15 protein-coding genes are annotated in these 22,202 nt (G+C 74.7%); 5 read left to right on the forward strand and 10 right to left on the reverse strand.

Features of this window, described 5'->3' with window-relative positions; all coding sequences use genetic code 11:
* Nucleotides 1-18 precede the first annotated feature (18 nt).
* Complete coding sequence (locus tag ACIRST_RS19155) at nt 19-1,101, reverse strand: AAA family ATPase (RefSeq protein ID WP_402803196.1); 1,083 nt, start codon at nt 1,099-1,101, stop codon at nt 19-21.
* A gap of 224 nt (nt 1,102-1,325) precedes the next feature.
* Between ACIRST_RS19155 and ACIRST_RS19160 the strand changes: the two genes are divergently transcribed.
* Together ACIRST_RS19160 and ACIRST_RS19165 are read left to right on the forward strand one after the other, a co-directional pair.
* Nucleotides 1,326-2,639 carry an SWIM zinc finger family protein gene (locus ACIRST_RS19160; protein ID WP_402803197.1) on the forward strand — a complete coding sequence of 438 codons (1,314 nt, stop codon included), beginning with the start codon at nt 1,326-1,328 and terminating at the stop codon, nt 2,637-2,639.
* Nucleotides 2,640-2,650: 11 nt separating this feature from the next.
* Nucleotides 2,651-4,252 (forward strand): DUF5691 domain-containing protein, encoded by a 1,602-nt coding sequence (locus ACIRST_RS19165; RefSeq protein WP_350519959.1) that lies wholly within the window; start codon nt 2,651-2,653, stop codon nt 4,250-4,252.
* 134 nt (nt 4,253-4,386) lie between these two features.
* On the opposite strand, the gene ACIRST_RS19170 is transcribed toward ACIRST_RS19165, so the two are convergent.
* A complete protein-coding gene (locus ACIRST_RS19170; RefSeq protein WP_189916109.1) occupies nt 4,387-4,791 on the reverse strand; it encodes a cobalamin B12-binding domain-containing protein in 405 nt (134 codons plus the stop codon).
* A 324-nt stretch (nt 4,792-5,115) separates the two neighbouring features.
* Here ACIRST_RS19170 and ACIRST_RS19175 point away from each other — a divergent pair, with 324 nt between their 5' ends.
* Nucleotides 5,116-5,922 (forward strand): M23 family metallopeptidase, encoded by an 807-nt coding sequence (locus ACIRST_RS19175; protein ID WP_350519958.1) that lies wholly within the window; start codon nt 5,116-5,118, stop codon nt 5,920-5,922.
* A 47-nt stretch (nt 5,923-5,969) separates the two neighbouring features.
* On the opposite strand, the gene pcrA is transcribed toward ACIRST_RS19175, so the two are convergent.
* From pcrA to ACIRST_RS19190, 3 genes are all read right to left on the reverse strand, one after another.
* Nucleotides 5,970-8,615, reverse strand: coding sequence for a DNA helicase PcrA (gene pcrA / locus ACIRST_RS19180; protein WP_350519957.1), 2,646 nt, complete (start codon nt 8,613-8,615; stop codon nt 5,970-5,972).
* A gap of 97 nt (nt 8,616-8,712) precedes the next feature.
* Entirely contained in the window at nt 8,713-9,414 is a 702-nt protein-coding gene (locus ACIRST_RS19185) for a response regulator transcription factor (RefSeq protein WP_350519956.1), read from the reverse strand.
* On the reverse strand, nt 9,407-10,864 hold the full coding sequence (locus ACIRST_RS19190; protein ID WP_396549237.1) for a PspC domain-containing protein: 1,458 nt from the start codon (nt 10,862-10,864) through the stop codon (nt 9,407-9,409). Before ACIRST_RS19190 ends, ACIRST_RS19185 begins: the two co-directional genes overlap by 8 nt.
* A gap of 134 nt (nt 10,865-10,998) precedes the next feature.
* On the opposite strand from ACIRST_RS19190, the gene ACIRST_RS19195 reads away from it, so the two are divergent.
* Together ACIRST_RS19195 and ACIRST_RS19200 are read left to right on the forward strand one after the other, a co-directional pair.
* Nucleotides 10,999-12,444, forward strand: coding sequence for a PspC domain-containing protein (locus ACIRST_RS19195; protein ID WP_402803198.1), 1,446 nt, complete (start codon nt 10,999-11,001; stop codon nt 12,442-12,444).
* Nucleotides 12,441-12,650, forward strand: a complete 210-nt coding sequence (locus tag ACIRST_RS19200) for a hypothetical protein (RefSeq protein ID WP_402803199.1) — start codon at nt 12,441-12,443, stop codon at nt 12,648-12,650. The genes ACIRST_RS19195 and ACIRST_RS19200 overlap by 4 nt, the downstream gene beginning before the upstream one ends.
* A gap of 12 nt (nt 12,651-12,662) precedes the next feature.
* On the opposite strand, the gene ACIRST_RS19205 is transcribed toward ACIRST_RS19200, so the two are convergent.
* The 5 genes from ACIRST_RS19205 to ACIRST_RS19225 all read right to left on the reverse strand — a co-directional run bounded on the left by ACIRST_RS19205 (nt 12,663) and on the right by ACIRST_RS19225 (nt 22,149).
* Nucleotides 12,663-13,679, reverse strand: a complete 1,017-nt coding sequence (locus tag ACIRST_RS19205) for a Rieske 2Fe-2S domain-containing protein (protein WP_350519953.1) — start codon at nt 13,677-13,679, stop codon at nt 12,663-12,665.
* Nucleotides 13,680-13,896: 217 nt separating this feature from the next.
* Complete coding sequence (gene guaA / locus ACIRST_RS19210; protein ID WP_350519952.1) at nt 13,897-15,492, reverse strand: glutamine-hydrolyzing GMP synthase; 1,596 nt, start codon at nt 15,490-15,492, stop codon at nt 13,897-13,899.
* Between the two features lie 1,047 nt (nt 15,493-16,539).
* On the reverse strand, nt 16,540-18,234 hold the full coding sequence (locus ACIRST_RS19215) for a hypothetical protein (RefSeq protein WP_402803200.1): 1,695 nt from the start codon (nt 18,232-18,234) through the stop codon (nt 16,540-16,542).
* A gap of 387 nt (nt 18,235-18,621) precedes the next feature.
* Nucleotides 18,622-20,457: a GMC family oxidoreductase gene (locus ACIRST_RS19220; RefSeq protein ID WP_350519950.1), complete on the reverse strand. Its 1,836-nt coding sequence runs from the start codon at nt 20,455-20,457 to the stop codon at nt 18,622-18,624.
* Nucleotides 20,458-20,517: 60 nt separating this feature from the next.
* Nucleotides 20,518-22,149 (reverse strand): succinic semialdehyde dehydrogenase, encoded by a 1,632-nt coding sequence (locus tag ACIRST_RS19225; protein ID WP_402803201.1) that lies wholly within the window; start codon nt 22,147-22,149, stop codon nt 20,518-20,520.
* Nucleotides 22,150-22,202: the final 53 nt, after the last annotated feature.

Here is a 22,202-nt window from a genome sequence, read left to right on the forward strand (position 1 = left end):
AGCACTCCCGTCGCCCGCTCACGCCGTCACCTCGCGGGCGGCCCGGTAGAAGTCCTTCCAGCCGTCGCGCTCGCGCACCACCCCTTCGACGTACTCGCGCCAGACCGCCTGGTCCGCCACCGGGTCGCAGACGACGGCGCCGAGGATGCCGGCCGCCACGTCCCCGGCGCGCAGCACGCCGTCGCCGAAGTGGGTGGCCAGGGCCACGCCGTTGGTGACCACCGAGATCGCCTCGGCGGTGGAGAGGGTGCCGCTCGGGGTCTTGACCTTCGTCCGGCCGTCCACCGTGATGCCGGCCCGCAGCTCCCGAAAGACGGTCACCACGCGCCTGATCTCCTCGGCGCCGCCGGGCAGTTCGGGCAGCTCCAGGGAGCGCCCGAGCTGGTGGACCCGGCGGGTGACGATGTCGACCTCCTCCTCCAGCGAGCCCGGCAGCGGCAGCACCACGGTGTTGAAGCGGCGGCGCAGCGCGCTGGAGAGCTCGTTGACCCCGCGGTCGCGGTCGTTCGCGGTGGCGATCACGTTGAAGCCGCGCACCGCCTGCGTCTCGGTGCCCAACTCCGGTACCGGGAGCGTCTTCTCGGACAGGATGGTGATCAGGGCGTCCTGGACGTCGGCCGGGATGCGGGTCAGCTCCTCGACCCGGGCGATCCTGCCGTCGGCCATCGCCCGCATCAGCGGCGAGGGCACCAGGGCGTCCGGGCCGGGGCCGCGGGTGAGCAGCTGGGCGTAGTTCCAGCCGTACCGGACGGCCTCCTCGGGGGTGCCCGCGGTGCCCTGCACCAGCATCGTGGAGTCGCCGCTGATCGCGGCGGCCAGGTGCTCGGACACCCAGGTCTTCGCGGTGCCGGGCACGCCGAGCAGCAGCAGCGCGCGGTCCGTCGCCAGGGTCGTCACGGCGACCTCGACGACGCGGCGCGGGCCGATGTACTTGGGGGTGATCCGGGTGCCGTCCGGCAGTTCGCCGCCGAGCAGGTACGTCGCCACGGCCCATGGCGACAGCTTCCAGCGCTCGGGGCGCGGACGGTCGTCCTGCGCGGCCAGGGCGGCCAGTTCGCCGGCGAAGGCGTCCTCGGCGTGCTGCCGCAGAACGTCGGTCATGGGGGCTCCTTCGGGTCGGCCGCCGGGTGCACGGGTGCCACGGCGGCGGGATGATCGGGGGGAGCCAGGCCGGCGTCCCGGCCTGTGGGAACCACCCTGCACCGACCCACTGACAACGCCCGGCGGCCCGCGGGAGGCCCGGGAGGAGGCCCGCGGGAGGCCCGGATGGCGGCCCGCGGACGGGCAGTCAGCCACTGTCAGTGCCGCCGCCTACGGTCGGTCGCATGGAGGAACGCTGGAGCACCGAACACGTCCTGTCCCTGGCGCCTGACGCCGCGTCGCAGAAGGCGGCGGGCAAGCTCTCCTCGCCCGCGTCGTGGTCCGGCGCCGGCACCGACGGCACCGCGCTCTGGGGCGAGTGCAGGGGCAGCGGCCGCACGCCGTACCGCACCGTGATCGAACTCGCCACGCCCGCCTACCAGTGCAGCTGCCCCAGCCGGAAGTTCCCGTGCAAGCACGCGCTCGGGCTCCTCCTGCTGTGGAGCGGCTCTCCCGGGGCCGTCCCGGCCGCCGAACCCGCCGACTGGGCGGCCGACTGGCTCACGTCCCGCCGGGAGCGCGCCGAGAAGCGTGCGACGGCTCCGGTCGACCCGGAGGCCGCCCGCCGCCGGGCCGAGAAGCGCGGCGCCCGGGTCGCGGCCGGCGCGGCCGAGCTGCGGCTGCGCCTGGCCGACCGGATCCGGCACGGCCTGGCCGACCGGTCCACCGCCGGCCCGTGGGAGGAGGTCGCCGCCCGGATGGTCGACGCGCAGGCCCCCGGCCTGGCCGCCCGGGTCCGCGAACTCGACACCGTGCCGCAGGAACGGCTGCTGGAGGAGTACGCGATGCTCCACCTGCTCGCCACCGCCGCCACCCGGGTCGACGAACTGCCCGCCGAGCTGGCCGCGACCGTCCGCGCCCGGGTCGGCTACACCCTGGACGCCGCCGAGGTGCTGGCCGGCCCCACCGTCCGCGACCGCTGGCTGGTGCTCGGCAGCCGCACGGTGCCGATGGAGGGGGGCTCCGACGACCGGCTCACCACCCGCCGGGTCTGGCTGCGCGGCGCCAAGACCGGCCGTCCGGCCCTGCTGCTGGCCTTCGGCCGCCCCGGCCAGGCCCCCGACCTCGCCCTGCCCACCGGCCACCTGCTGGAGGCCGACCTCGCCTACCACCCCGGCGCCCGCCCGCTGCGCGCCGCCCTCGGCACCCGCTACGGCGCGCCCGAGGCCGGCCCGGCCGACCCGCCCGCCGGGCTCACCGTCGCCGAGGCGACGGCCGGCTACGGCACCGCCGTCGCCGACGACCCGTGGCTGGAGGCCTGGCCGACCGTCCTCGGCGACGTCGTCCCGGTCCGCGCCCCGGACGGCTGGTACCTGACGGACGGCCGGCACACCGTGCCCGTCCACGCCCCGGCCGTCCCGGAGGCGGCGCTGTGGCGGCTGGCCGCGGTCTCCACCGGCCGCCCGCTGACGGTCTTCGGCGAGTACGGCCACCAGGGCTTCGCACCGGTCACCGCCTGGCCCGTCGGGCACCGGCCGGTCGGCCTCACCAACCCCTAGGAGCACCGAGAATGACGATCACCCAGGACCCGTGGGAGACCCTGCACACCAGCGCCCTGCTCGGCACCGACCGCCGCCCGCTCCCGGCCACCGTCCTGCCGCTCGCCGACGCCGTGGACACCGCCGACCAGGCCACCGCCCTGCTGGAGCTGGCCGCCCTCGCCACCGTCCGCCGCCGGGCGGGCGCGCTGCCCGTGCCGGCGGCCGAAGCGCCCGGCCCGCCCGCGCCCGGGGACACCCGCCCGGAGCTGCCCGAACCGGCCGCCCGCCGGCTGGCGGTGCTGCTGGCCGGCCGCACCGGCGGCGGGGGCGGCGGCACCCTGGCCAACCTCACCGAGTTGCTGCCGCAGTGGCTCGCCACCGCCCGCGCCCGGGGCCTGCGGCCGCCCGCCGCGCTGGTGCCCGGCCTGCTCGATGCCGCCCGCGCGCGCAGCGAACTGCGCTCCGACGCCGTCGCGTTGGCCGGTCCGCTGGGCCGCTGGCTGGCCGGGCGGAACCCCGACTGGCGGTTCGTGCTGCGCACCACCGCCCAGGAGCCGGCCCGGGAGCAGGACGACCCGGCCGACCACCAGCTGTGGCACGAGGGCCTGTTCGCCGAGCGCGTCACCCACCTCACCCTGCTGCGCCGCCACGACCCGGCGGCCGGCCTGGAACTGCTGCGCAGCACCTGGTCCACCGAGCGCGCCGAGGACCGCCTGCTCTTCCTGGACGCCCTCCAGGACGGCCTGTCCCCCGCCGACGAGCCGTTCCTGGAGGCCGCCCTCGGCGACCGCAGCAAGAACGTCCGCGCCACGGCCGCCGAACTGCTCTCCACCCTGCCCGGCTCCGCCCTGGCGGGCCGGATGGCCGGCCGGGCGCGGGCCGCCGTACGCCTCGCCGGGACGGGCACCCACCTGCTGGTCACCCCGCCCGCCGAGTGCGACGCGCAGATGCAGCGCGACGGCATCACGCCCAAGTCCCCCACCGGGCGCGGTGAACGGGCCTGGTGGTTCGGCGAGGTGGTGGCCGCGGCGCCGCTCGCGCTCTGGCCGGAGAGCACCGGGCTGACGCCCGAGCAGCTGCTCGCCCTGCGGGTCGGCGACAGCATGGACGAGACCGACAGCAGTTGGGCCGACGACCTGCGGGAGGCCTGGGCGCGCGCCGCCGTCCGCCAGCACGACGCCGCCTGGGCCCGGGCGCTGCTCGGCCCGGCGCCGGTCCCGCCCACCCGGGGTGCCGGCCGGGCCCGTTCCCCGCGCGCCACCGGCGCCCCGGCCAAGCTGCTGGCCGTCCTGCCGCCCGAGGAGCGGGCCGCCTGGACGGCCGCCTTCATCGAGGTGCACGGGCTGGGCGAGGCCTTCCAGCTGCTCGGCGCCTGCGCCACCCCGTGGACGCCGCCGCTGTCCACCGCGGTGGTGGACGCCCTGGCCCGGGCTGCCGCCTCCGGCGCGTACCCGTGGAGCCACAGCGGGGTGCTCGGGATGACGGAACGCGCGCTCGCGCCCGAGACGGCCGACGCGGTGGAGGAGTTGGCCGCCGGGGCCGCCCCGGACTCCGCCTGGGCCGAGACCTTCGCCCGGCTGGCGGGCACCCTGCGGTTCCGGGCCGCGATGCTCGCGGAGCTGGCGGGCTGACGCCGGACGGCCCGACCGGCGGCGGAAGCGGAAACGGCGGAGCGGGCCTGCCCCCCGGGGGCAGGCCCGCTCCGCCGTACCGACGACCGGCTCGTCCGGAGCCCGGTTCGCCCGAAGGCCGGTTCGCCCGGAGCTCAGCTCGCCCGAAGGTTGGCCTCGACCCAGGCGACCACGTCCCGGGTGGGCGTGCCCGGCGTGAAGATGTCCGCGACGCCCATCGCCTTGAGCTCGGCGATGTCCTCGTCCGGGATGATCCCCCCGCAGAAGACCTTGATGTCCGCCGCGTCGCGCTCCTTCAGCAGCTCCAGGACCCGCGCGCACAGCGTCATGTGGGCGCCCGAGAGGATCGACAGCCCGATGCCGTCCGCGTCCTCCTGGATCGCGGTGTCGACGACCTGCTCGGGCGTCTGGTGCAGCCCGGTGTAGATGACCTCCATACCGGCGTCGCGCAGGGCGCGCGCAATGACCTTGGCGCCACGGTCGTGACCGTCGAGCCCCGGCTTGGCGACCACCACACGGATCGGCCCCGACACACTCATCACTGCCTCCTGGACCTCGTCGTCCATCACCCCACCGGGCCTCGTGGGCCACGGGTGCGGTTAACGGTCAATAACCAACCTGAGGGGAGGTTAGCGCCACCCGACCCGGTTGACCGAGCCCCCTCCCAAGAGGAGGGCAAAGTCACAGCTCCGGGCCTTGCTACCAGTGGGTATACCCTTCTCACCCCCGACCTCCCCACAGACCCCCCGGGCGCCCCCTTGACAACACGGGGTTTTTCCGGAGCGTCGGCCTTCCGGCTACAGTCACGGCTGTTCGACCTCGACCGACGCCGTGACCGAGGCCCACCGAGGAGGCAGCCCCCGATGGCTCCCGAAGCAGCCGCCCGTCCGACCCGCGCGGAGCTGCGCCTCGCCGCCCGCGAGCAGTCCCGCGCCCAGCGCCGCGGCGCCGCCAAGGCGGCCACCCGGACGGCGCTGCTGCGGGTCGCGCTGCCGTCGGTGGCCGCGCTCGGGGTCGCGGCCGCGGCGGCGATCACGGTGCAGGGGCAGGCCGACCAGCAGCGCGCCCAGGCCGCCGGCCGGATGCCGGCGCAGGCATCGGCGGACGACGCCCCCGGCCACGCGGCCGCCGGGTCGGCGGCCGCCCAGGCCGTCGCGACCGGCGACCGGGCCCAGGCCTCGCGCGGCGACGCCCGCCAGCCACTGGCCGGCGCCCAGCCCACCGGGGCCCCGGACGCGCAGCCCACCCCCGAGCCGGCCCCCGAACCGGTCAAGCCCAAGGTGGTCATGCCGGTCGCGCAGCACGGCCTCGGCGAGCTGTTCGGCGAGGCGGGCACCCACTGGGCCAACCGCCACACCGGCATCGACTTCCCGGTGGACGGCGGCAGCCAGGTCATGGCCGTCGCGGACGGCACCATCCGCACCCAGTGGAACCCGTTCTACGGCTACATGTCGATACTCAAGATGTCCGACGGCACCGAGGCCTGGTACTGCCACCTGCGCGCCTACAAGATCCGCAAGGGGCCGGTGAAGCAGGGCGACGTCATCGCCTTCGTCGGCAGCAGCGGCAACAGCACCGGGCCGCACCTGCACTTCGAGATCCGGCCGGCCGGCAGCGGGCCGATCGACCCGCTGCCGTGGTTCCTGGCCAACGGCCTGGACCCCCGCTAGGACTGCGACGTCCCGACGGCTTCCCGCCGGGACCACAGCTTCTCGGACTACAGCTTCTCGACCGGCGCGTAGCGCAGCAGCAGCTGCTTGCGCCCGTCCGCGCCGAAGTCGACGGTGGCCTGTGCCCGGTCGCCCACGCCCGTCACGGCCACCACCGTGCCCAGCCCGAAGCTGTCGTGGGTGACGCGGTCGCCGACCGCCAGCGAGACGACGTCGCGCTCGACGACCTTGCCGCCGCGCCGCGCGGACTGCCCCCAGCCCGCCTTCGGTGCGGCCGAGGCCGAGAACGAGGAGGACGAGGACCCCGAGGAGGAACGCGAACTCCCGCCCCCGGAGGAGGACTTGCCCCAGGACGAGCCCGAGGAGTAGCCGCGCTGGGCCGGCGCGTGCACTCCCCCGGTGCGCTTCCACTCCACCAGCGTCTCCGGGATCTCCTCCAGGAACCGCGAAGCCGGGTTGTACGCCGGCTGCCCCCAGGCGCTGCGCAGCACCGAGCGGGTCAGGTACAGCCGCTCGCGCGCCCTGGTCAGCCCGACGTACGCGAGCCGGCGCTCCTCCTCCAGCTCCTTGACCTGGTTCAGCGCCCGCATGTGCGGGAAGATGCCGTCCTCCATGCCGGTCAGGAAGACCACCGGGAACTCCAGGCCCTTGGCGGTGTGCAGGGTCATCATCGTGATGACGCCCTGCCCCTCCTCGTCCTCGTCCGGGATCTGGTCGGAGTCGGCGACCAGCGCGACCCGCTCCAGGAAGTCGGCCAGCGAGCCGACCGGCGGCGCGCCGTCCTCCCCGGCGTCCGGCCGCTCGCCCGGGTCCTGCTCGTACTCCAGGGCGACGGACGCCAGCTCCTGCAGGTTCTCGACCCGGGTCTCATCCTGCGGGTCGGTGGAGGACTGCAGCTCGGCCAGGTAGCCGGTCTCCTCCAGGACGGCCTCCAGCACCGCCGCCGGGCCCGCGCCCGACTCGACCACCTGGCGCAGCCCGGCCATCAGGACGTTGAACTTCTTGACGGCGTTGGCGGAGCGCGCGGCCATCCCGTACGCCTCGTCCACCCGCACCAGCGCCTGGGCGAAGGAGATCCGCTCCCGCGCGGCCAGCGCGTCGATCATCGCCTCGGCCCGCTCGCCGATGCCGCGCTTGGGCACGTTGAGGATCCGGCGCAGCGGCACGGTGTCCTCCGGGTTGGAGAGCACCCGCAGGTACGCCAGGACGTCCCGGACCTCCTTGCGCTCGTAGAAGCGCACCCCGCCGACCACCTTGTACGGCAGGCCGACCCGGATGAACACCTCCTCGAAGACGCGGGACTGGGCGTTGGTCCGGTAGAAGATCGCGACGTCGCCGGGCTTGGCCTCGCCCTTGTCGGTGAGCCGGTCGATCTCGTCGGCGATGAACTGGGCCTCGCCGTGCTCGTCGTCCGCGACGTAGCCGACGACCTTCTCCCCGTGGTCGCCGGCCGTCCAGAGCTTCTTCTCGCGACGGTTCGCGTTGCGCTCGATGACGGCGTTGGCGGCGCTCAGGATGGTCTGCGTGGAGCGGTAGTTCTGCTCCAGCAGGATCGTGGTCGCGTTCGGGTAGTCCTCCTCGAACTGGAGGATGTTGCGGATGGTCGCGCCGCGGAAGGCGTAGATCGACTGGTCCGCGTCACCGACGACGCACAGCTCGGCCGGCGGCACCTCGGCGAGGTGCGCGGCGGCCGGGTTCACGAAGTCCCCGTCCGCGGTGCGCTTCGGCGCGGCCGCGACGGACCCGCCGCTCAGCTCCCGGACCAGCATGTACTGGGCGTGGTTGGTGTCCTGGTACTCGTCGACCAGGATGTGCCGGAACCGGCGCCGGTAGTGCTCGGCGACGTCGGGGAAGGCCTGCAGCAGGTTCACCGTCGTCATGATGATGTCGTCGAAGTCCAGCGCGTTGGCCTCGCGCAGCCGCCGCTGGTACAGCGCGTACGCCTCGGCGAGCTTCTTCTCCGTCGGGTTGGCGGCCTGGTCGGCGAAGGTCTCCTCGTCGATCAGCTCGTTCTTGAGGTTGCTGATCTTCGCCGTGAAGGACTTCGGCGGGTACTGCTTCGGGTCCAGGTCGAGGTCGCGGCAGACCAGCGACATCAGCCGCTGCGAGTCGGCCGAGTCGTAGATCGAGAAGCTGGAGGTGAACCCCAGCTGCTTGGACTCGCGGCGCAGGATCCGCACGCAGGCGCTGTGGAAGGTGGACACCCACATCGCCCGGGCGCGCGGGCCGACCAGCGCCTCGACGCGCTCGCGCATCTCCCCGGCGGCCTTGTTGGTGAAGGTGATCGCCAGGATCTCCCCGGGCTGCACCCCGCGGGCGCCCAGCAGGTGGGCGATCCGGTGGGTCAGCACCCGGGTCTTGCCCGAGCCGGCGCCGGCCACGATCAGCAGCGGCGACCCCGCGTGCAGCACCGCCTCGCGCTGCGGGTCGTTCATCCCCTCCAGCAGCTGCGCCGGGTCGATCATCGTGCGGGCGGCGCCGTTGCGGTACCAGGCGTCCCGCTCCGCCTGCGCGGCGTGGTCGGTCTGGAACAGCCCGTCCGGGATCGCCTCCTCGTACGCGTCGTACGGGACCTCGTCCTCGTACGGCGGCGGTTCCTCGTCGACGTGGTCGACGGGGGCGGCGGGCTGCTTCGACCCGGCGGCGGGTGCCTCGAAACCGGGGAGCGGGAGGTCGTCAAAGAGGCTACTCATGGCACTCCGAGTCTATGGCCACCCACCGACAAGCCCGCCCGGCCGGAGCAGCTCCATCGCTGCGGACCGGCCGGGCGGGCTCGACTGCGGGCGCGGCTCAGACCAGGCGGCGGGCGGTGGCCCAGCGGGTCAGCTCGTGGCGGTTGCTCAGCTGGAGCTTGCGCAGGACGGCGGAGACGTGGCTCTCGACGGTCTTCACCGAGATGAAGAGCTGCTTGGCGATCTCCTTGTAGGCGTAGCCGCGGGCGATCAGGCGCAGCACCTCGCGCTCGCGCTGGGTGAGGCGGTCCAGGTCCTCGTCGACCGGCGGGGTGTCGGTGGCGGCGAAGGCGTCCAGGACGAAGCCGGCCAGCCGGGGCGAGAACACCGCGTCGCCGTCGGCGATCCGGAAGATCGCGTTCACCAGGTCGGTGCCGGTGATGGTCTTGGTGACGTAGCCGCGCGCGCCGCCGCGGATGACGCCGATCACGTCCTCGGCGGCGTCCGACACCGACAGCGCCAGGAACTTCACCCCTCCCTGCTCGCCCATCACGCCGACCGAGCGGCGCAGCACCTCGACACCGCCGCCGCCGGGCAGGTGGACGTCGAGCAGGACCACGTCGGGCCGGGTCTCGGCGACCACGCGGACCGCGGAGTCCACGTCGTCGGCCTCGCCGACCACGTCGATGCCGGTCACGTCGGTGCGGCCGATCTCGGCCCGGACACCCGTCCGGAACATCCGGTGGTCGTCCACCAGCACGACCCGCGCGGTACGCCCGGCCCCCTCCGCCGGGACCCCCGTCGGCGCTGCCTCAGTCATTCGCTCTCTCCATCTCCAGCTCGACCTCGGTACCGCCGCCCGCTGCCGGCCGCACCCGAGCGGTGCCGCCGTTGCGCTTCATCCGGCCGATGATCGACTCCCGTACGCCCATCCGGTCCTCGGGCACCGTGTCGGGGTCGAAGCCGGGGCCGTGGTCGCGGACGAACACCGACACCGTCCTCCCCTCCACCTCGGCGTAGACCTGGACCGGTCCCCCGCCACCGTACTTGGCCGCGTTGACGGTCGCCTCCCTCGCGGCCTGCATCTGTGCCGCGATCCTCTCGTCCATCGGGCAGTCGCCGACGATCACCAGCTCGACCGGGACGCCGTGCCGGTCCTCGACCTCGGCGACGGCGGCGCGCAGGGTCTCCGCCATGGTGTCCGGCGCGGCCTCGGCGGCGGCCTCCGGGCGGTACAGCCACAGCCGCAGCTCGCGCTCCTGCGAGCGGGCCAGCCGCAGCACCTCCTTGGGGTCCTCGGCCCGGCGCTGGATCAGGGTCAGGGTGTGCAGCACGGAGTCGTGGATGTGCGCGGCGATCTCGGCCCGCTCCTGGGCGCGGATGCGGGCGGTGCGCTCGGCGCCGAGGTCCTGCCACAGCCGCAGGCCGTACGGGCCGAGCAGCACCAGCACCCCGGCGAGCACCGCGAGCGAGGCCTCGATCACCGAGCTGAGCGTGGAGCCGCTGCCCTGCATGGCGAGCAGCGCGATGGTGCCCGCCACCGCGAGCAGCACGCCCGCGCCGACCCGGGTGTAGGCGCCGCGCCGGCGCTCGCCCTCGATGCCGAACCAGCGCTGCCAGCGCGAGTCGTCGGCCTGCCGCCAGACCAGCGCGACGCCGACGCCGATCGCCAGCAGCGGCCAGGTGTACGGCTTGGCGGTCTGCACGCCGAGCACGTTGAGCAGGGCGATCAGGCCGATCACGACCATGACCAGGGCGGCGAGCTGGCCGAGGCCGCCCTGCCCGTTCTTGCCGGCCGGCGCCGCGTCCTCGCCCTCCGCGGGCGCCGTCACCGGCTCGCCCTGGAGGGTGTGCTGGAGCAGCTGGCGCAGCCGCCCGAGCCGGCCGCCGGCGGGGCCCTTGCTCAGCAGGCCGCCCTGCAGCCCGGGCGCGGCCGGGACGAACACCCCGTTGAGGTACACCCACTGGGCGCCGCCGCGCTGCGAGGGCTCGCCGATGCCGATCGGCACCACGAACCAGAACGCGGCGTACAGCAGCGCGCCGATCCCCTGCGCGAAGAACAGGAGGACGAAGGCGAGCCGCACCCAGCGCACCGGCAGCCCGAGGTGCACGGCCAGGCCGTGCGCGACGCCGCCGAGCATGCGGCCCTGCGGGCTGCGGTAGAGCCGGCGGTAGGGCGGCTTCCCGCCGTCGGGCGCGTTGGGGTCGGCGCCCGACGACGGCGCGGCGTCGGGGGCGATGGTTCGGGGATCGGTACCGGGGGCTGCCACGCCACCGATGGTTCCACGCACGCCCGTACGGGCGCATCAGGGTGTGCCCCTGGCCCTTATCAGGGACAAGTCAGGGTACGTGCAGGGGTGCTCCCGGTTGGGCCGGACCGGCACCTGCCGGAAGGATGGTGCCCATGACCGAGGACCCCCGCATCGAGGAGGCCGGGCCCGCCGCCCCGCCGGAACCGGAACGCCCGCCACTGACCAGGGCCGAGCACCACCGCGTGGTGGCCGGCGTCTGCGGCGGCCTCGGCCGGCACCTGGACATCGACCCGGTGGTCTTCCGCGTGGTCACCGTGGTGCTCTGCCTCTCCGGCGGCCTCGGGCTGTTCCTGTACGGCCTGGCGTGGCTGATCGTCCCGACGGACGACGACCCCAAGGGCCGCGGCGGGCGCACCGAGCTCCAGCGGGTGCTCACCGGCCGGGTGGACGGCCAGTCGGTCGGCGCGGTGCTGCTGACCGTGATCGGCACCGGGGTGTTCTTCTCCTCGATGGGCGACGGCGACCAGCTGTTCCCGCTGCTGCTGCTCGCCGGCCTGGTCTTCCTCGCGGTGCGCTACGACCCGGACCGCCGTCGCGGCCGGGGGCGCGGCCACCGGCAGGGCGGCCCGTACGACCGCCACTTCCCCGAGTCCGAGGCCGGGGCGGCCGGGGCCGAGGGCTACGTCTGGCCGCGGCCGGCGTCCGACGAGGCGGCGCGCGCCCACCACACCGCCGACCGGGCCGCCGGAACGGTCCCCACCGACGCCCCGCCCCCGGGCCCGAGCGGCTACCTGTGGGACCCCCGCCACCCCGAGCGCAACCCGTACGGCGCCGCCTCCGCGAACCCGACCCCGCCGTTCGGCACCCCGGTGCCGCCGGCCGGCGGCCCGGCCCAGCCCTGGTGGCAGCGCGCCGACCTGCCCGAGGGCGACCCGCTGCGCAAGGCCGGCCCCAAGCGCCGCGCCGAGGCCGCCGCCGTGCGGCACCCCCGGGAGGGTTCGGCGCTCGGCTTCTTCGGCTTCCTGCTGGCGATCGGCGCGGCCACCGCGGTCTGGGCGTCCTCCCGGAACCACCACGACCCCACCGCGCTGAGCACGACCGCGCTGGCCGCCGCGCTGCTGGTGGTCGGCCTGACCCTGCTGGTCGGCGCGAAGTTCGGCCGGGCCCGCAAGCTGGCCGCGACCGGACTGCTGCTGACCCTGGCGCTGGCCTTCGTCGGCCACTCGCCGGACTCGATGAAGAACGCCGTCGGCCCGCGCGAGTGGACGGTCACCGCGACGTCCGACCTGCACGACCGCTACAACCTCGGGGCCGGATCCCTCCGGCTGGACCTCTCCGGACTCGACCCGGCCGGGGCCACCCTCGCCACCAAGGTCGACCTCGGCGCCGGCGACATGACCGTCACCGTGCCGGCCGACGTGACCGTGAACGTGGTCGCCCGGGTGGGCCTCGGCGACATCGACGTCCCGGGCGACCGCAGCGACAGCACCGGACGGCACACCTATCTGATCGGCCCGGTCAACGGCCAGGCCTCCAAGGGCACGCTCAACCTCGAACTCGGAATCGGGCTCGGCGACATCAAGGTGGTCCAGCAGTGAGGAAGCACCGGCTCGACCTGTTCTCGCTGATCGCGGGTGGGCTGTTCACCGTGCTCGCCGTGCTCTACCTGGTCGCCGCGCTCAACGACCAGTCGGTGAACGGGCGGATCGTCATCCCCGTCACGTTCATCGTGCTCGGCGTCGGCGGTCTGGCCGGCGCGGTCGCCGCGGTGGCCCGGCGCGGCCGCCCCGACCGCAAGGAGTGACCCGCCCGGGCCTCAGCTCTGCTGCGGGCCCAGGGTCAGCTTGTCGCCGTCCTTGGTGACGGTGTACTTCGGCAGCGGCTTGACCGCCGGCCCGTTCACCACCGCACCCGTGGCGGCGTCGAACCGGGAGCCGTGGCAGGGGCAGTAGAGCCGGCCGTCCTTCGGGGCGTCCACGGCGCAGCCGGAGTGGGTGCACACCGAGGACAGGCCGCAGTACTGGCCCGCCTTGGGCTGCACGATGTAGACGGCGTCCCCGGTGGCCGGGTCCTTGACCTGGGCCGAGCCGCCGACCGGCACGCTCGCGACGGGCACCGTGGGCGCGGACGCCGGGGCGGCGGAGACCGGGGCCGCCGACTGCTTGGGCGCGGCCTTGTCCCGGCCGAAGGTGCGGGTCAGCGAGCCGGAGAGCAGCCCGGCGCCGCCGATCGCGACGGCCGCGATCCCGCCGTCCACCAGCGCCCGGCGCTTGACGTGGTCCTCGCCCAGCCCCCGCGCGCGGTCCCGGTCGGCCCGGCGGGCGAGGTAGCCGTCCAGCGACAGGTACGGGGTGCCGGCCAGCACCAGCGGGGTCCAGGCCATCAGGTAGGCGAGGTCGTTGCCGAGGTAGTACGGCGCGACGCTCCAGCTGACGGTCAGCCAGAGGCTGAGGTTGAGGAGCGCGCCGCCGAGCGCCGCGACCCGGCCCCAGAGACCGAGCAGGGTGCCGAGCCCGACCGCCAGCTCGCCGAAGGCGACGGCGAGCGCGAACAGCGTCGAGTGGTGGAGTGCCGGGCCGAGCAGGAAGGAGATCGGGCTGCCGCCCGCCTTGGCCGCCTGGGTCTGCGAGACGAAGGAGGCCGGGTCGCCCGCCCCGGCCAGGAAGTGCCCGTCGGAGAGCTTGTCGAGGGCGGCGTAGACGAAGGTGACGCCGAGGAAGAGCCGCAGCGGGAGCAGCGCGTACTTCGACGCGAGCGCGCGCAGCTGCGCCGCCCGGTCGGTCCGACCGGCCGCTGCCCCGCCGGCCGGCATCGGCTTGCTGGCCTCCGACATCCCGCACACCTTCCCTCTCGGCCTGCCACTCCCTGACAGGTCCGGTCCGCATTCTGCCCGCTCCTGCCCGCTTTCGGTGGGAGGTCCCACCACGGGGAGCGGTCCCGCACCGCGAACGGCCGCGCCGCCGCTCCCTTCAGTACGGGAACGACGGCGCGGCCGTTCAGGCTCCGGCCGGAGTCCGTCGGCGACGGTCCTCAGCGGCCGGCGGGAGTGGTCACTCCCACTCGATGGTGCCCGGCGGCTTGCTGGTGACGTCGACGACGACGCGGTTCACGTCGCGGACCTCGTTGGTGATCCGGGTGGAGATCCGGGCCAGCACGTCGTACGGCAGGCGCGACCAGTCCGCGGTCATGGCGTCCTCGGAGGAGACCGGACGCAGCACGATCGGGTGGCCGTAGGTGCGGCCGTCGCCCTGCACGCCCACGCTGCGCACGTCGGCGAGCAGCACGACCGGGCACTGCCAGATCTCGCGGTCCAGACCGGCCGCGGTCAGCTCCTCGCGGGCGATCGCGTCGGCGTCGCGGAGCAGGTCCAGGCGCTCCTCGGTGACCTCACCGACGATCCGGATGCCCAGGCCGGGGCCCGGGAACGGCTGGCGCTGGACGATCTCCTCCGGCAGGCCCAGCTCCTGGCCGACCATCCGGACCTCGTCCTTGAACAGCTTGCGCAGCGGCTCGACCAGCTGGAACTGCAGGTCCTCGGGCAGGCCGCCGACGTTGTGGTGCGACTTGATGTTGGCGGTGCCGGTACCGCCACCGGACTCCACCACGTCCGGGTACAGGGTGCCCTGGACCAGGAAGTCGACCGACTCACCGTGCTCGCCGGCCTCGGCGATGATCTCGGCCTGGGCCTGCTCGAAGACCCGGATGAACTCACGGCCGATGATCTTGCGCTTCTCCTCGGGGTCGGTGACCCCCTTCAGCGCGTCCAGGAAGCGCTCGGCGGCGTCGACGACCTTCAGCTGCACGCCGGTGGCGGCCACGAAGTCCTTCTCGACCTGCTCGGTCTCGCCCTTGCGCATCAGGCCGTGGTCGACGTAGACGCAGGTCAGCCGGTCGCCGATGGCCTTGTTGACCAGGGCGGCCGCGACCGCGGAGTCCACGCCGCCGGACAGGCCGCAGATCGCGCGCTTGTTGCCGACCTGCTCGCGGATCAGGGCGATCTGCTCCTCGACCACGCTGCCGGTGGTCCAGGTCGGAGCGATGCCCGCGCCGCGGTAGAGGAAGTGCTCCAGGATCTGCTGGCCGTGGTCGGAGTGCAGCACCTCGGGGTGGTACTGGACGCCGTACAGGCGGGCCTCGTCGTTCTCGAACGCGGCGACCGGGACCAGGTCGGTGGAGGCGGTGACGGTGAAGCCCTCCGGCGCGGCGGAGCAGGCGTCGCCGTGCGACATCCACACCGAGTGCTGCGCCGGGACGCCCTCGAACAGGGTGGAGCCGGTGCGGGAGACGGCCAGCGGGGTGCGACCGTACTCGCGGGCACCGTTGTTGTCGACGGTGCCGCCCAGGACCTTGGCCATCAGCTGGAAGCCGTAGCACATGCCGAAGACCGGGACACCGGCCTCGAAGATCGCGCGGTCGAGCTGCGGCGCGCCCTCTTCGTAGACCGACGACGGGCCGCCGGAGAGGATGATCGCCTTGGGGTTCTTGGCGAGCATCTCGGCGACGGGCATGCTGCTCGGCACGATCTCGCTGTAGACCCGCGCCTCACGCACCCGACGGGCGATGAGCTGGGCGTACTGGGCGCCGAAGTCGACCACCAGGACGGTGTCGTTGTCCGGCGCGGACTGGACGGGAATTGCAGAGGACACAGACGGCCTTCCGGCAGCGGTATCGGGGTGTCACGCGGAGCCGCCTCCCCCTGCGGGGCTGCGGTGGCGACGGGCGTGGGGTGTCTGGACACCGATTCTACCGGGCTGTCCGGTTTCACTCGTCTGCCCGTCCAAAGAACCGTGACCGGACGGGGCCCCGGTTCGTTGCTTCAGACGACCGCACGGCCGCGCCGCGTCCGCCAGACGCGCCGACCGACCCCCGCGGGGGCACCGCCGTACGGCTGCAGGACCACGCGTGGAGCTCCACCCCAGTCCACCGGCGCATGTGGCGCCGCCGCCCGGCCCGCCGGGTGCGCGGCTCCGTGGGACCGTGCGCGGGTGCCGCGGCCGGCCAGCAGGGGACAGCGAACCCGGCCGCGACTGGGCCGAGAGGTGGGACGGCCGGAGTCCGGGGACGCCCGGGACCGGCCGTCGCACCCCCGGCCCGATCCGGGGCGCAACCGGCGCACTCCCCCTGTCCGTCCCACGCCGCTACGCGCGTCCGCGTGCGCCGCAACCACCCGAACCACTACGCACCGTGATCATCGACGGCCGTCCCGCCGGTAAATGAGCCGGGTCGAACTGTGCCGAATCGGTTGCAGAGCAAGCCCTTCGTCCAGCACGATGCTCGTTGTAGGCGGTTCTCCCGGCGACCTGACGGCTCACCGAGGGGCTCGCCGACGACCTTCCGCAGCCGCCGCGCAGCGAGGCGACGGCGGTTTGCACTTCACGCTCCGTGAGCAAGGGGCCTGCGTGAACCGACACGCCACCCGCCGCTCCACGAGCGTGCGCGCCCTTCACCGCCGGTGACCCACGCCGGAGCCGCGGGGCGCGATCCGAAGCCGACCGACACGACGGCGCTCCTCCCCCGGCGCCGTCACCCCAGCACCGGCGCGGCCCTGACGCCGAGTGCTGAACGACAAAGGGCCCCGTTCCCCCGCGGGGCCCTTTGCCCGTTCCGGACGCCTCCCGACCACCCGCGCACCCGGTCCCGTCCGGCCCCGGCGCCCCCCGCTCCTTCCGGAAGCCGGGGGCGCTCCGCCCGGCTCAGGGGTGTTCGCGCCAGACGGTCGGGTCGACCGGCTCCTCGCCCCGGGGCTGCGGCACGTCGGCGGGGACCGGGGTCCCGCCCGCGGGGGTGGGCGGCGCCCCGTGCGAGCCCAGCACCTCGCTCACCCCGGCCGCGGGGGCGGGCGGTGCGTCCGACGGCGCGGCGGCCTGCGCCGGGACGCCCGGCGCGGGGACCACCGACGTGGGAGCACCCTGCTCGGGAACGCCCTGCGCGGGAACGCCGTGCGGCGGCGTCGGCCCGTACGGCGGCGCCGGCGGCACGGGCGCGTACGGCTGCGGATGCGCGGCGGCACCCTGCGGCGCGCCACCGTACGGCGCACCTCCGTACGGAACGCCTCCGTACGGGGCCCCGGCGTACGCGGCGTCCTTGGCGGCGCCCCCGCCCCGGACCGCCGTCAGCAGCGGCGGCACCAGCAGTGCACCGACCACCGCCCAGACCGCGTTGGCCGCCAGGACGGTGAGGAAGGTCAGCCCGACCGAGTTCTCCTGGCCCGCCACACCGGCGGTGGTGCTCAGGCCCGTCACGGACGAGGTCCGGGTCATCATCGCCCCGGCCACCGCCATCAGCAGGGTGAGCGCCGCGGCGTGCACCGCCGCCAGACGCAGCCGGTCGACGGCGTCCAGCTGCCGCCGGTAGGCCGTCCAGCCGAGCGTTCCCGCCGCGAACAGCGCCAGCAGACCGGCCCAGCGCCAGTCGGCGGTCACCTCGTCGGGCAGGTCGAAGAAGGAGATGTTCAGGTCCTCGCTGCGGTCGCCCCAGCCCGTCCCGCCGCCGGACACGCCGCTGTGGGCCTGGAACGTCGCCCCCGAACCGAAGCCGAGCAGGGTGAGGCCGAGGTTGGGCAGGAAGGCCAGCGACAGCCCGATCTGCCCGCCGCTCGTGCTGTTCGCCGCGACCAGGACGAAGGCGGCCGCCGCGGACAGCGCCACCGACACCGCCACGGCCCGGCCGGCGGTCAGCGCGGCCAGTGCCCAGCCGCGCACCGCCCTACTGCGCCAGGCGGCCCAGCGCAGCGCGTCGGTGCCGTAGACGACGAAGGCCAGCAGTCCGGCCAGCAGGACGGTCCAGCCGACCGCCTCCAGCCAGCCGGCTTCCGCGGTGACCGCCGGCCGGGACAGGTCCCGGCCGCTGGTGGTGGTGTAGTCGGGGACGCCGTAGGTGTCCTGGGGCTGCCAGGTCGTGCCGCCGAACGCCCAGAGCAGCGTGGTCACCCCGGCCAGGACCAGGGCGGTGCGCAGCGCCTCGCCCGCGGCCTGGCCCCGGGTCAGCTGGCCGGCCACCGCCTTGCGCTGCTGCAGCCCGGCCCGCAGTCCGAGCCAGAGCGCCAGGCACCACAGGACGGTGACGGTCATCGGCGCCACCCGGAAGACGATGTCCATCCGGTCGGCGTGGCCCCGGCTCAGCGGGCTCTGGTAGCCGAGCCTGAACGGCGCGCCGAGCGCGTTCAGTGCCATCGCCAGCGTCGCGCCGAAGCGGTCGCCGAACTCGGGCGAGTGGAAGCGGTACTCGTACTGGTAGTCGCTCGGGACGGCCGCGATCAGGGCGGCCAGCAGCAGCACGACCGTCGGTGCGACGGCCGCCTTGAGCGCCGGGCGCCAGTCGGGCCCGGTCAGCAGTCGGTGGAAGGGCGCCGGCTGGGCGTACGGCGTCCCGGCGCCCCAGCCGCCCACCGCGGGCGGGGCGGGCGCCGGGACGCCGGGGCCCCCGGTGGGGCCGTACCCGTGCGGCGGGGGCGGCGGCGGGACCGGGGGCGGGACGGTCCCCGCCGGGTACCCGGGCGGCGCGGCCGGCGCCACGGCGGGCGGCCCGGCCGGCGGCACCGCCGGCGGGCCGACGGCGGGTGGGGGCGGCGGCGGGGGTGCGAGCGGCCGCCCGCACGAACCGCACGCCGACGCCCCCTCCACCGAAGTCGCACCGCACGCTGCGCAGTTGGCCATGGACCGGTTCCCCCCGTTCGACGAGTCCCTGGGCTGCCCCAAGGAGCCCGTTTATCCCATCGGACCCAAACGAATGTCAACCGACCACCGGGGCAGGCGGATTGGGCGCACGGACCGGCTTCAGTCGCGCTTCTTCGGGACTTCCGGGACGGGCAGCATCGGCAGCCGCAGCGCGCCGAATGCGCCCTCCGGCACGGCCGGTCGCACCGGCGCCACCGGGGTGACCCTCCGGTACGCCTCGTCCTGCGCCGGGCGCCGGTCCGCCTCGCCCTTGTTCGGCCACATCGACAGGGCGCGCTCGGCCTGCGCGGTGATGGTGAGCGAGGGGTTGACGCCGAGGTTGGCGGAGACGGCCGCGCCGTCCACCACGCTGATCCCGGGGTGGCCGTACAGCCGGTGGTACGGGTCGACGACACCGGTCTCGGGGGCGTCGCCGATCGGGCAGCCGCCGAGGAAGTGCGCGGTCATCGGGATGTCGAAGATCTCGCCGACGGTGCTGCCCGCGAAGCCGTTGATCTCGGCGGCCAGCGCCTGGGCGCCCTTCTCGGCGGCCGGGATCCAGGTCGGGTTGGGGGCGCCGTGGCCCTGGCCGGAGGTGAGCCGGTCCTTGCCGAGCGGGCCCTTCTTCAGCGAGACGGTGATCGAGTTGTCCAGGGACTGCATCACCAGGCCGATGATCGTCTTCTCGGACCAGCCGCGCTGGTTCATCGAGCGGGCGAAGGTCACCGGGTGGAGCACCGAGTTGCCCAGGTAGCGCAGCCAGCGCGGGGCCCGTCCGCCGCCCTTGACCTGGGCGATCGACAGCGCGCCCATCGCGTTGGAGCCCTTGCCGTAGCGGACCGGCTCGATGTGGGTGTTGGCGTCCGGGTGGATCGAGGAGGTGATCGCGACGCCCTTGGTGAAGTCCGCCTTGGCGCCGTAGCGCCGGTCGGTGGTCTGTGCGCCCACCAGGGCCTCGGAGTTGGTGCGGGTCAGCTCGCCGAGCCGCGCCGAGATCCGGGGCAGGTGCCCGGCGGCGCGCATCCGGTGCAGCAGCGACTGGGTGCCGTAGGTGCCGGCCGCGACGACCACCCGGGCGGCGGTGATGGTCCGCGCGCCCGCCTTGACCCGGTCCGTCTTCGAGCGGGAGTCGGTGCGGCGCACGTCCACGGCGAAGCCGCGCTCCCCGTCGGCCCCGTCGATCTCCCGGATCCGGGCCACCGTGGTCAGCGGGTGGATCTCCGCGCCGCCCCGTTCGGCCAGGTAGAGGTAGTTCTCGGTGAGCATGTTCTTGGCGCCGTGCCGGCAGCCGGTCATGCACTCGCCGCACTCCACGCAGGCCTTGCGGGCCGGGCCGGCGCCGCCGAAGTACGGGTCGGGGACCTCGTCGCCGGGCGCCGCCTTGGCCGTACCGTCGGTGTCCTTGCCGTCGCCGAAGAACACCCCGACCGGGGCCATGTGGAAGGTGTCGGCGACGCCCATCCGCTCGGCGGCCGCCTTGAGGTGGACGTCGGAGGGGGTGACGGTCGGGTTGAGCCGGACCCCGAGCATCCGCTGCGCCTGGTCGTAGAACGGCGCCAGCTCCTCCTGCCAGTCGGTGATGTGGCGCCACTGGCGGTCCTCGAAGAAGGCCTTCGGCGGCACGTAGAGGGTGTTGGCGTAGTTCAGCGAGCCGCCGCCGACCCCGGCGCCGGCCAGGATCAGCACGTTGGCCAGCAGGTGGATCCGCTGGATGCCGTACAGCCCGAGCTGCGGCGCCCACAGGTAGTTCGGCAGGTCCCAGGAGTTCTTGGGCAGTTCGTCGCGGTCGAAGCGCCGTCCGGCCTCCAGGACGGCGACCCGGTAGCCCTTCTCGGTCAGCCGCAGTGCCGCGACCGACCCTCCGAAGCCGGACCCGACCACGACCACGTCGTAGTCGAACTCCGACGCACCACCGGACTCCACCATCTGCCACTGCTCCTTCACCGTGATGATCATGCGTGTGGGAACCACGAACCGGGCCCCGCCCGGAGCCGGGGCCCGCGTGCCACCGGGGGCCTACCGGAAGCGCAGCGCCTTGAGCGCGCGCAGCCCGCCGGTCATCAGCCCGGCGAACTGCTTGTCGTCCAGGCCGAACGAGGGCGCGATCGGCAGCAGCCGCTGGGTCGCGACGGTCTGCGCCTCGGTGAAGCGCAGGATGCCCTCGGCGCCGTGCCGGCGGCCCAACCCGGAGTCGCCCATGCCGCCCATCGGGGAGGCGATCGACCCGTACGCGGCCGCGTAGGCCTCGTTGACGTTGACCGTGCCGGTGCGCAGCCGGGCCGCGACCGCCCGGCCGCGGCGCAGGTCCCTGGTCCAGACACTGGAGTTCAGGCCGTACGGCGTGGAGTTGGCGGCGGCCACCGCCTCGTCGTCGGTGTCGAAGCGGTAGACGGAGACGACCGGGCCGAAGGTCTCCTCGGCGCAGACCGTCATGTCCGGGGTGACGCCGTCGAGGATGGTCGGCTCGTGGAAGAACGGGCCGAGGTCCGGTCGGGCGCGGCCGCCGGCCAGCACGGTGGCGCCCGCCTTCACCGCCTCCTCCACGTGCCGGGTGGTGGTCTCCAACTGGCGGACGGAGACCAGCGAGCCCATGTCCGCGCCGTACGCGAGGCCGCCGCCGAGGCGCAGCGCCCGGGTGCGGGCGGCGAAGCGCTCCAGGAAGGCGTCGGCCACCGAGCGGTGCACCAGCAGCCGCTCGATCGAGATGCACAGCTGCCCGGCGGAGGAGAAGCAGGCCCGTACGGCGCCCGCGGCGGCGGCGTCGAGGTCGGCGTCGGAGAGCACCAGCATGGCGTTCTTGCCGCCGAGTTCGAGCGAGGCGCCGACCAGCCGCTCGGCGGCGCGCCGGGCGACGTCCCGGCCGGTGCGGGTGGAGCCGGTGAAGGAGACGTAGTCGGCGTGCTCCACCACGGCCGGGCCGATCACCGGGCCGTCGCCGATCACGATCTGCCACAGGTCGGCCGGCAACCCGGCCTCGACCAGCAGTTCGCGGGCCCACAGCGCGGTCAGCGCGGTCTGGGTGTCGGGCTTGTTGACCACCGCGTTGCCGGCCACGAAGGCGGGCAGCGCGTCGCCGACGGACAGCTCCAGCGGGTAGTTCCAGGGCGAGATGTGGCCGATCACACCCTTGGGACGGCGGGCCTCGACCGTGTGGGTGAGCACCGGCAGGGCGCCGCCGCGCCGCTTGTCCCTGAGGTAGGCGTGCGCGGCCCGCCCGTAGTGCCGGGCGGCCATGGCGACGGCCATCACCTCCTCGAAGGCGTGCAGCCGGGCCTTGCCGGTCTCCGCCTGGATCAGGTCCAGGACCTCGTCCTGCCGCTTGAGCAGCAGGTCGTGGAAGCGCAGCAGGACGGCGGCGCGGCGGCGCACCGGCAGCGCGGCCCAGGCCGGCTGGGCGCGGCGGGCCAGCTGGAAGGCGACCTCGACGTCGGCGGGGGTGGACTGCGGCAGGCCGGCCAGCCGCTCGCCGGTCAGCGGGGCGACGGTCTCCACCAGGTCGGGCTCGCCGGCGGCGGTGACGCCGGCCGCCAGCCGGTCGACCAGGGAGGGCGGAACGGCCGACGCGACCGTCCGGCCGCCGCCGGGGGCCGCCGGGTTGCCGGCGCCGGGGTGCTCGGTGGTCACTGCATCTGCTGTGAGGTCCGACATACGGCGCAGCCTAGGCCTTCGGGAGCCGGTCCGGTACCCGTCGGTAACAAGAA

Source organism: Kitasatospora sp. NPDC101447, assembly GCF_044767225.1.
GTDB lineage: Bacteria > Actinomycetota > Actinomycetes > Streptomycetales > Streptomycetaceae > Kitasatospora.

What these genes read in the sequence shown, in the direction of transcription:
- ACIRST_RS19195 (WP_402803198.1), top strand. Translation starts at nt 10,999, where the DNA reads ATGACCGAGGACCCCCGCATCGAGGAGGCCGGGCCCGCCGCCCCGCCG.
- ACIRST_RS19165 (WP_350519959.1), top strand. Translation starts at nt 2,651, where the DNA reads ATGACGATCACCCAGGACCCGTGGGAGACCCTGCACACCAGCGCCCTG.
- ACIRST_RS19155 (WP_402803196.1), bottom strand. Translation starts at nt 1,101, where the DNA reads ATGACCGACGTTCTGCGGCAGCACGCCGAGGACGCCTTCGCCGGCGAA.
- ACIRST_RS19220 (WP_350519950.1), bottom strand. Translation starts at nt 20,457, where the DNA reads ATGATCATCACGGTGAAGGAGCAGTGGCAGATGGTGGAGTCCGGTGGT.
- ACIRST_RS19205 (WP_350519953.1), bottom strand. Translation starts at nt 13,679, where the DNA reads ATGTCGGAGGCCAGCAAGCCGATGCCGGCCGGCGGGGCAGCGGCCGGT.
- ACIRST_RS19185 (WP_350519956.1), bottom strand. Translation starts at nt 9,414, where the DNA reads ATGACTGAGGCAGCGCCGACGGGGGTCCCGGCGGAGGGGGCCGGGCGT.
- ACIRST_RS19225 (WP_402803201.1), bottom strand. Translation starts at nt 22,149, where the DNA reads ATGTCGGACCTCACAGCAGATGCAGTGACCACCGAGCACCCCGGCGCC.
- ACIRST_RS19175 (WP_350519958.1), top strand. Translation starts at nt 5,116, where the DNA reads ATGGCTCCCGAAGCAGCCGCCCGTCCGACCCGCGCGGAGCTGCGCCTC.
- ACIRST_RS19170 (WP_189916109.1), bottom strand. Translation starts at nt 4,791, where the DNA reads ATGAGTGTGTCGGGGCCGATCCGTGTGGTGGTCGCCAAGCCGGGGCTC.
- ACIRST_RS19160 (WP_402803197.1), top strand. Translation starts at nt 1,326, where the DNA reads ATGGAGGAACGCTGGAGCACCGAACACGTCCTGTCCCTGGCGCCTGAC.
- pcrA (WP_350519957.1), bottom strand. Translation starts at nt 8,615, where the DNA reads ATGAGTAGCCTCTTTGACGACCTCCCGCTCCCCGGTTTCGAGGCACCC.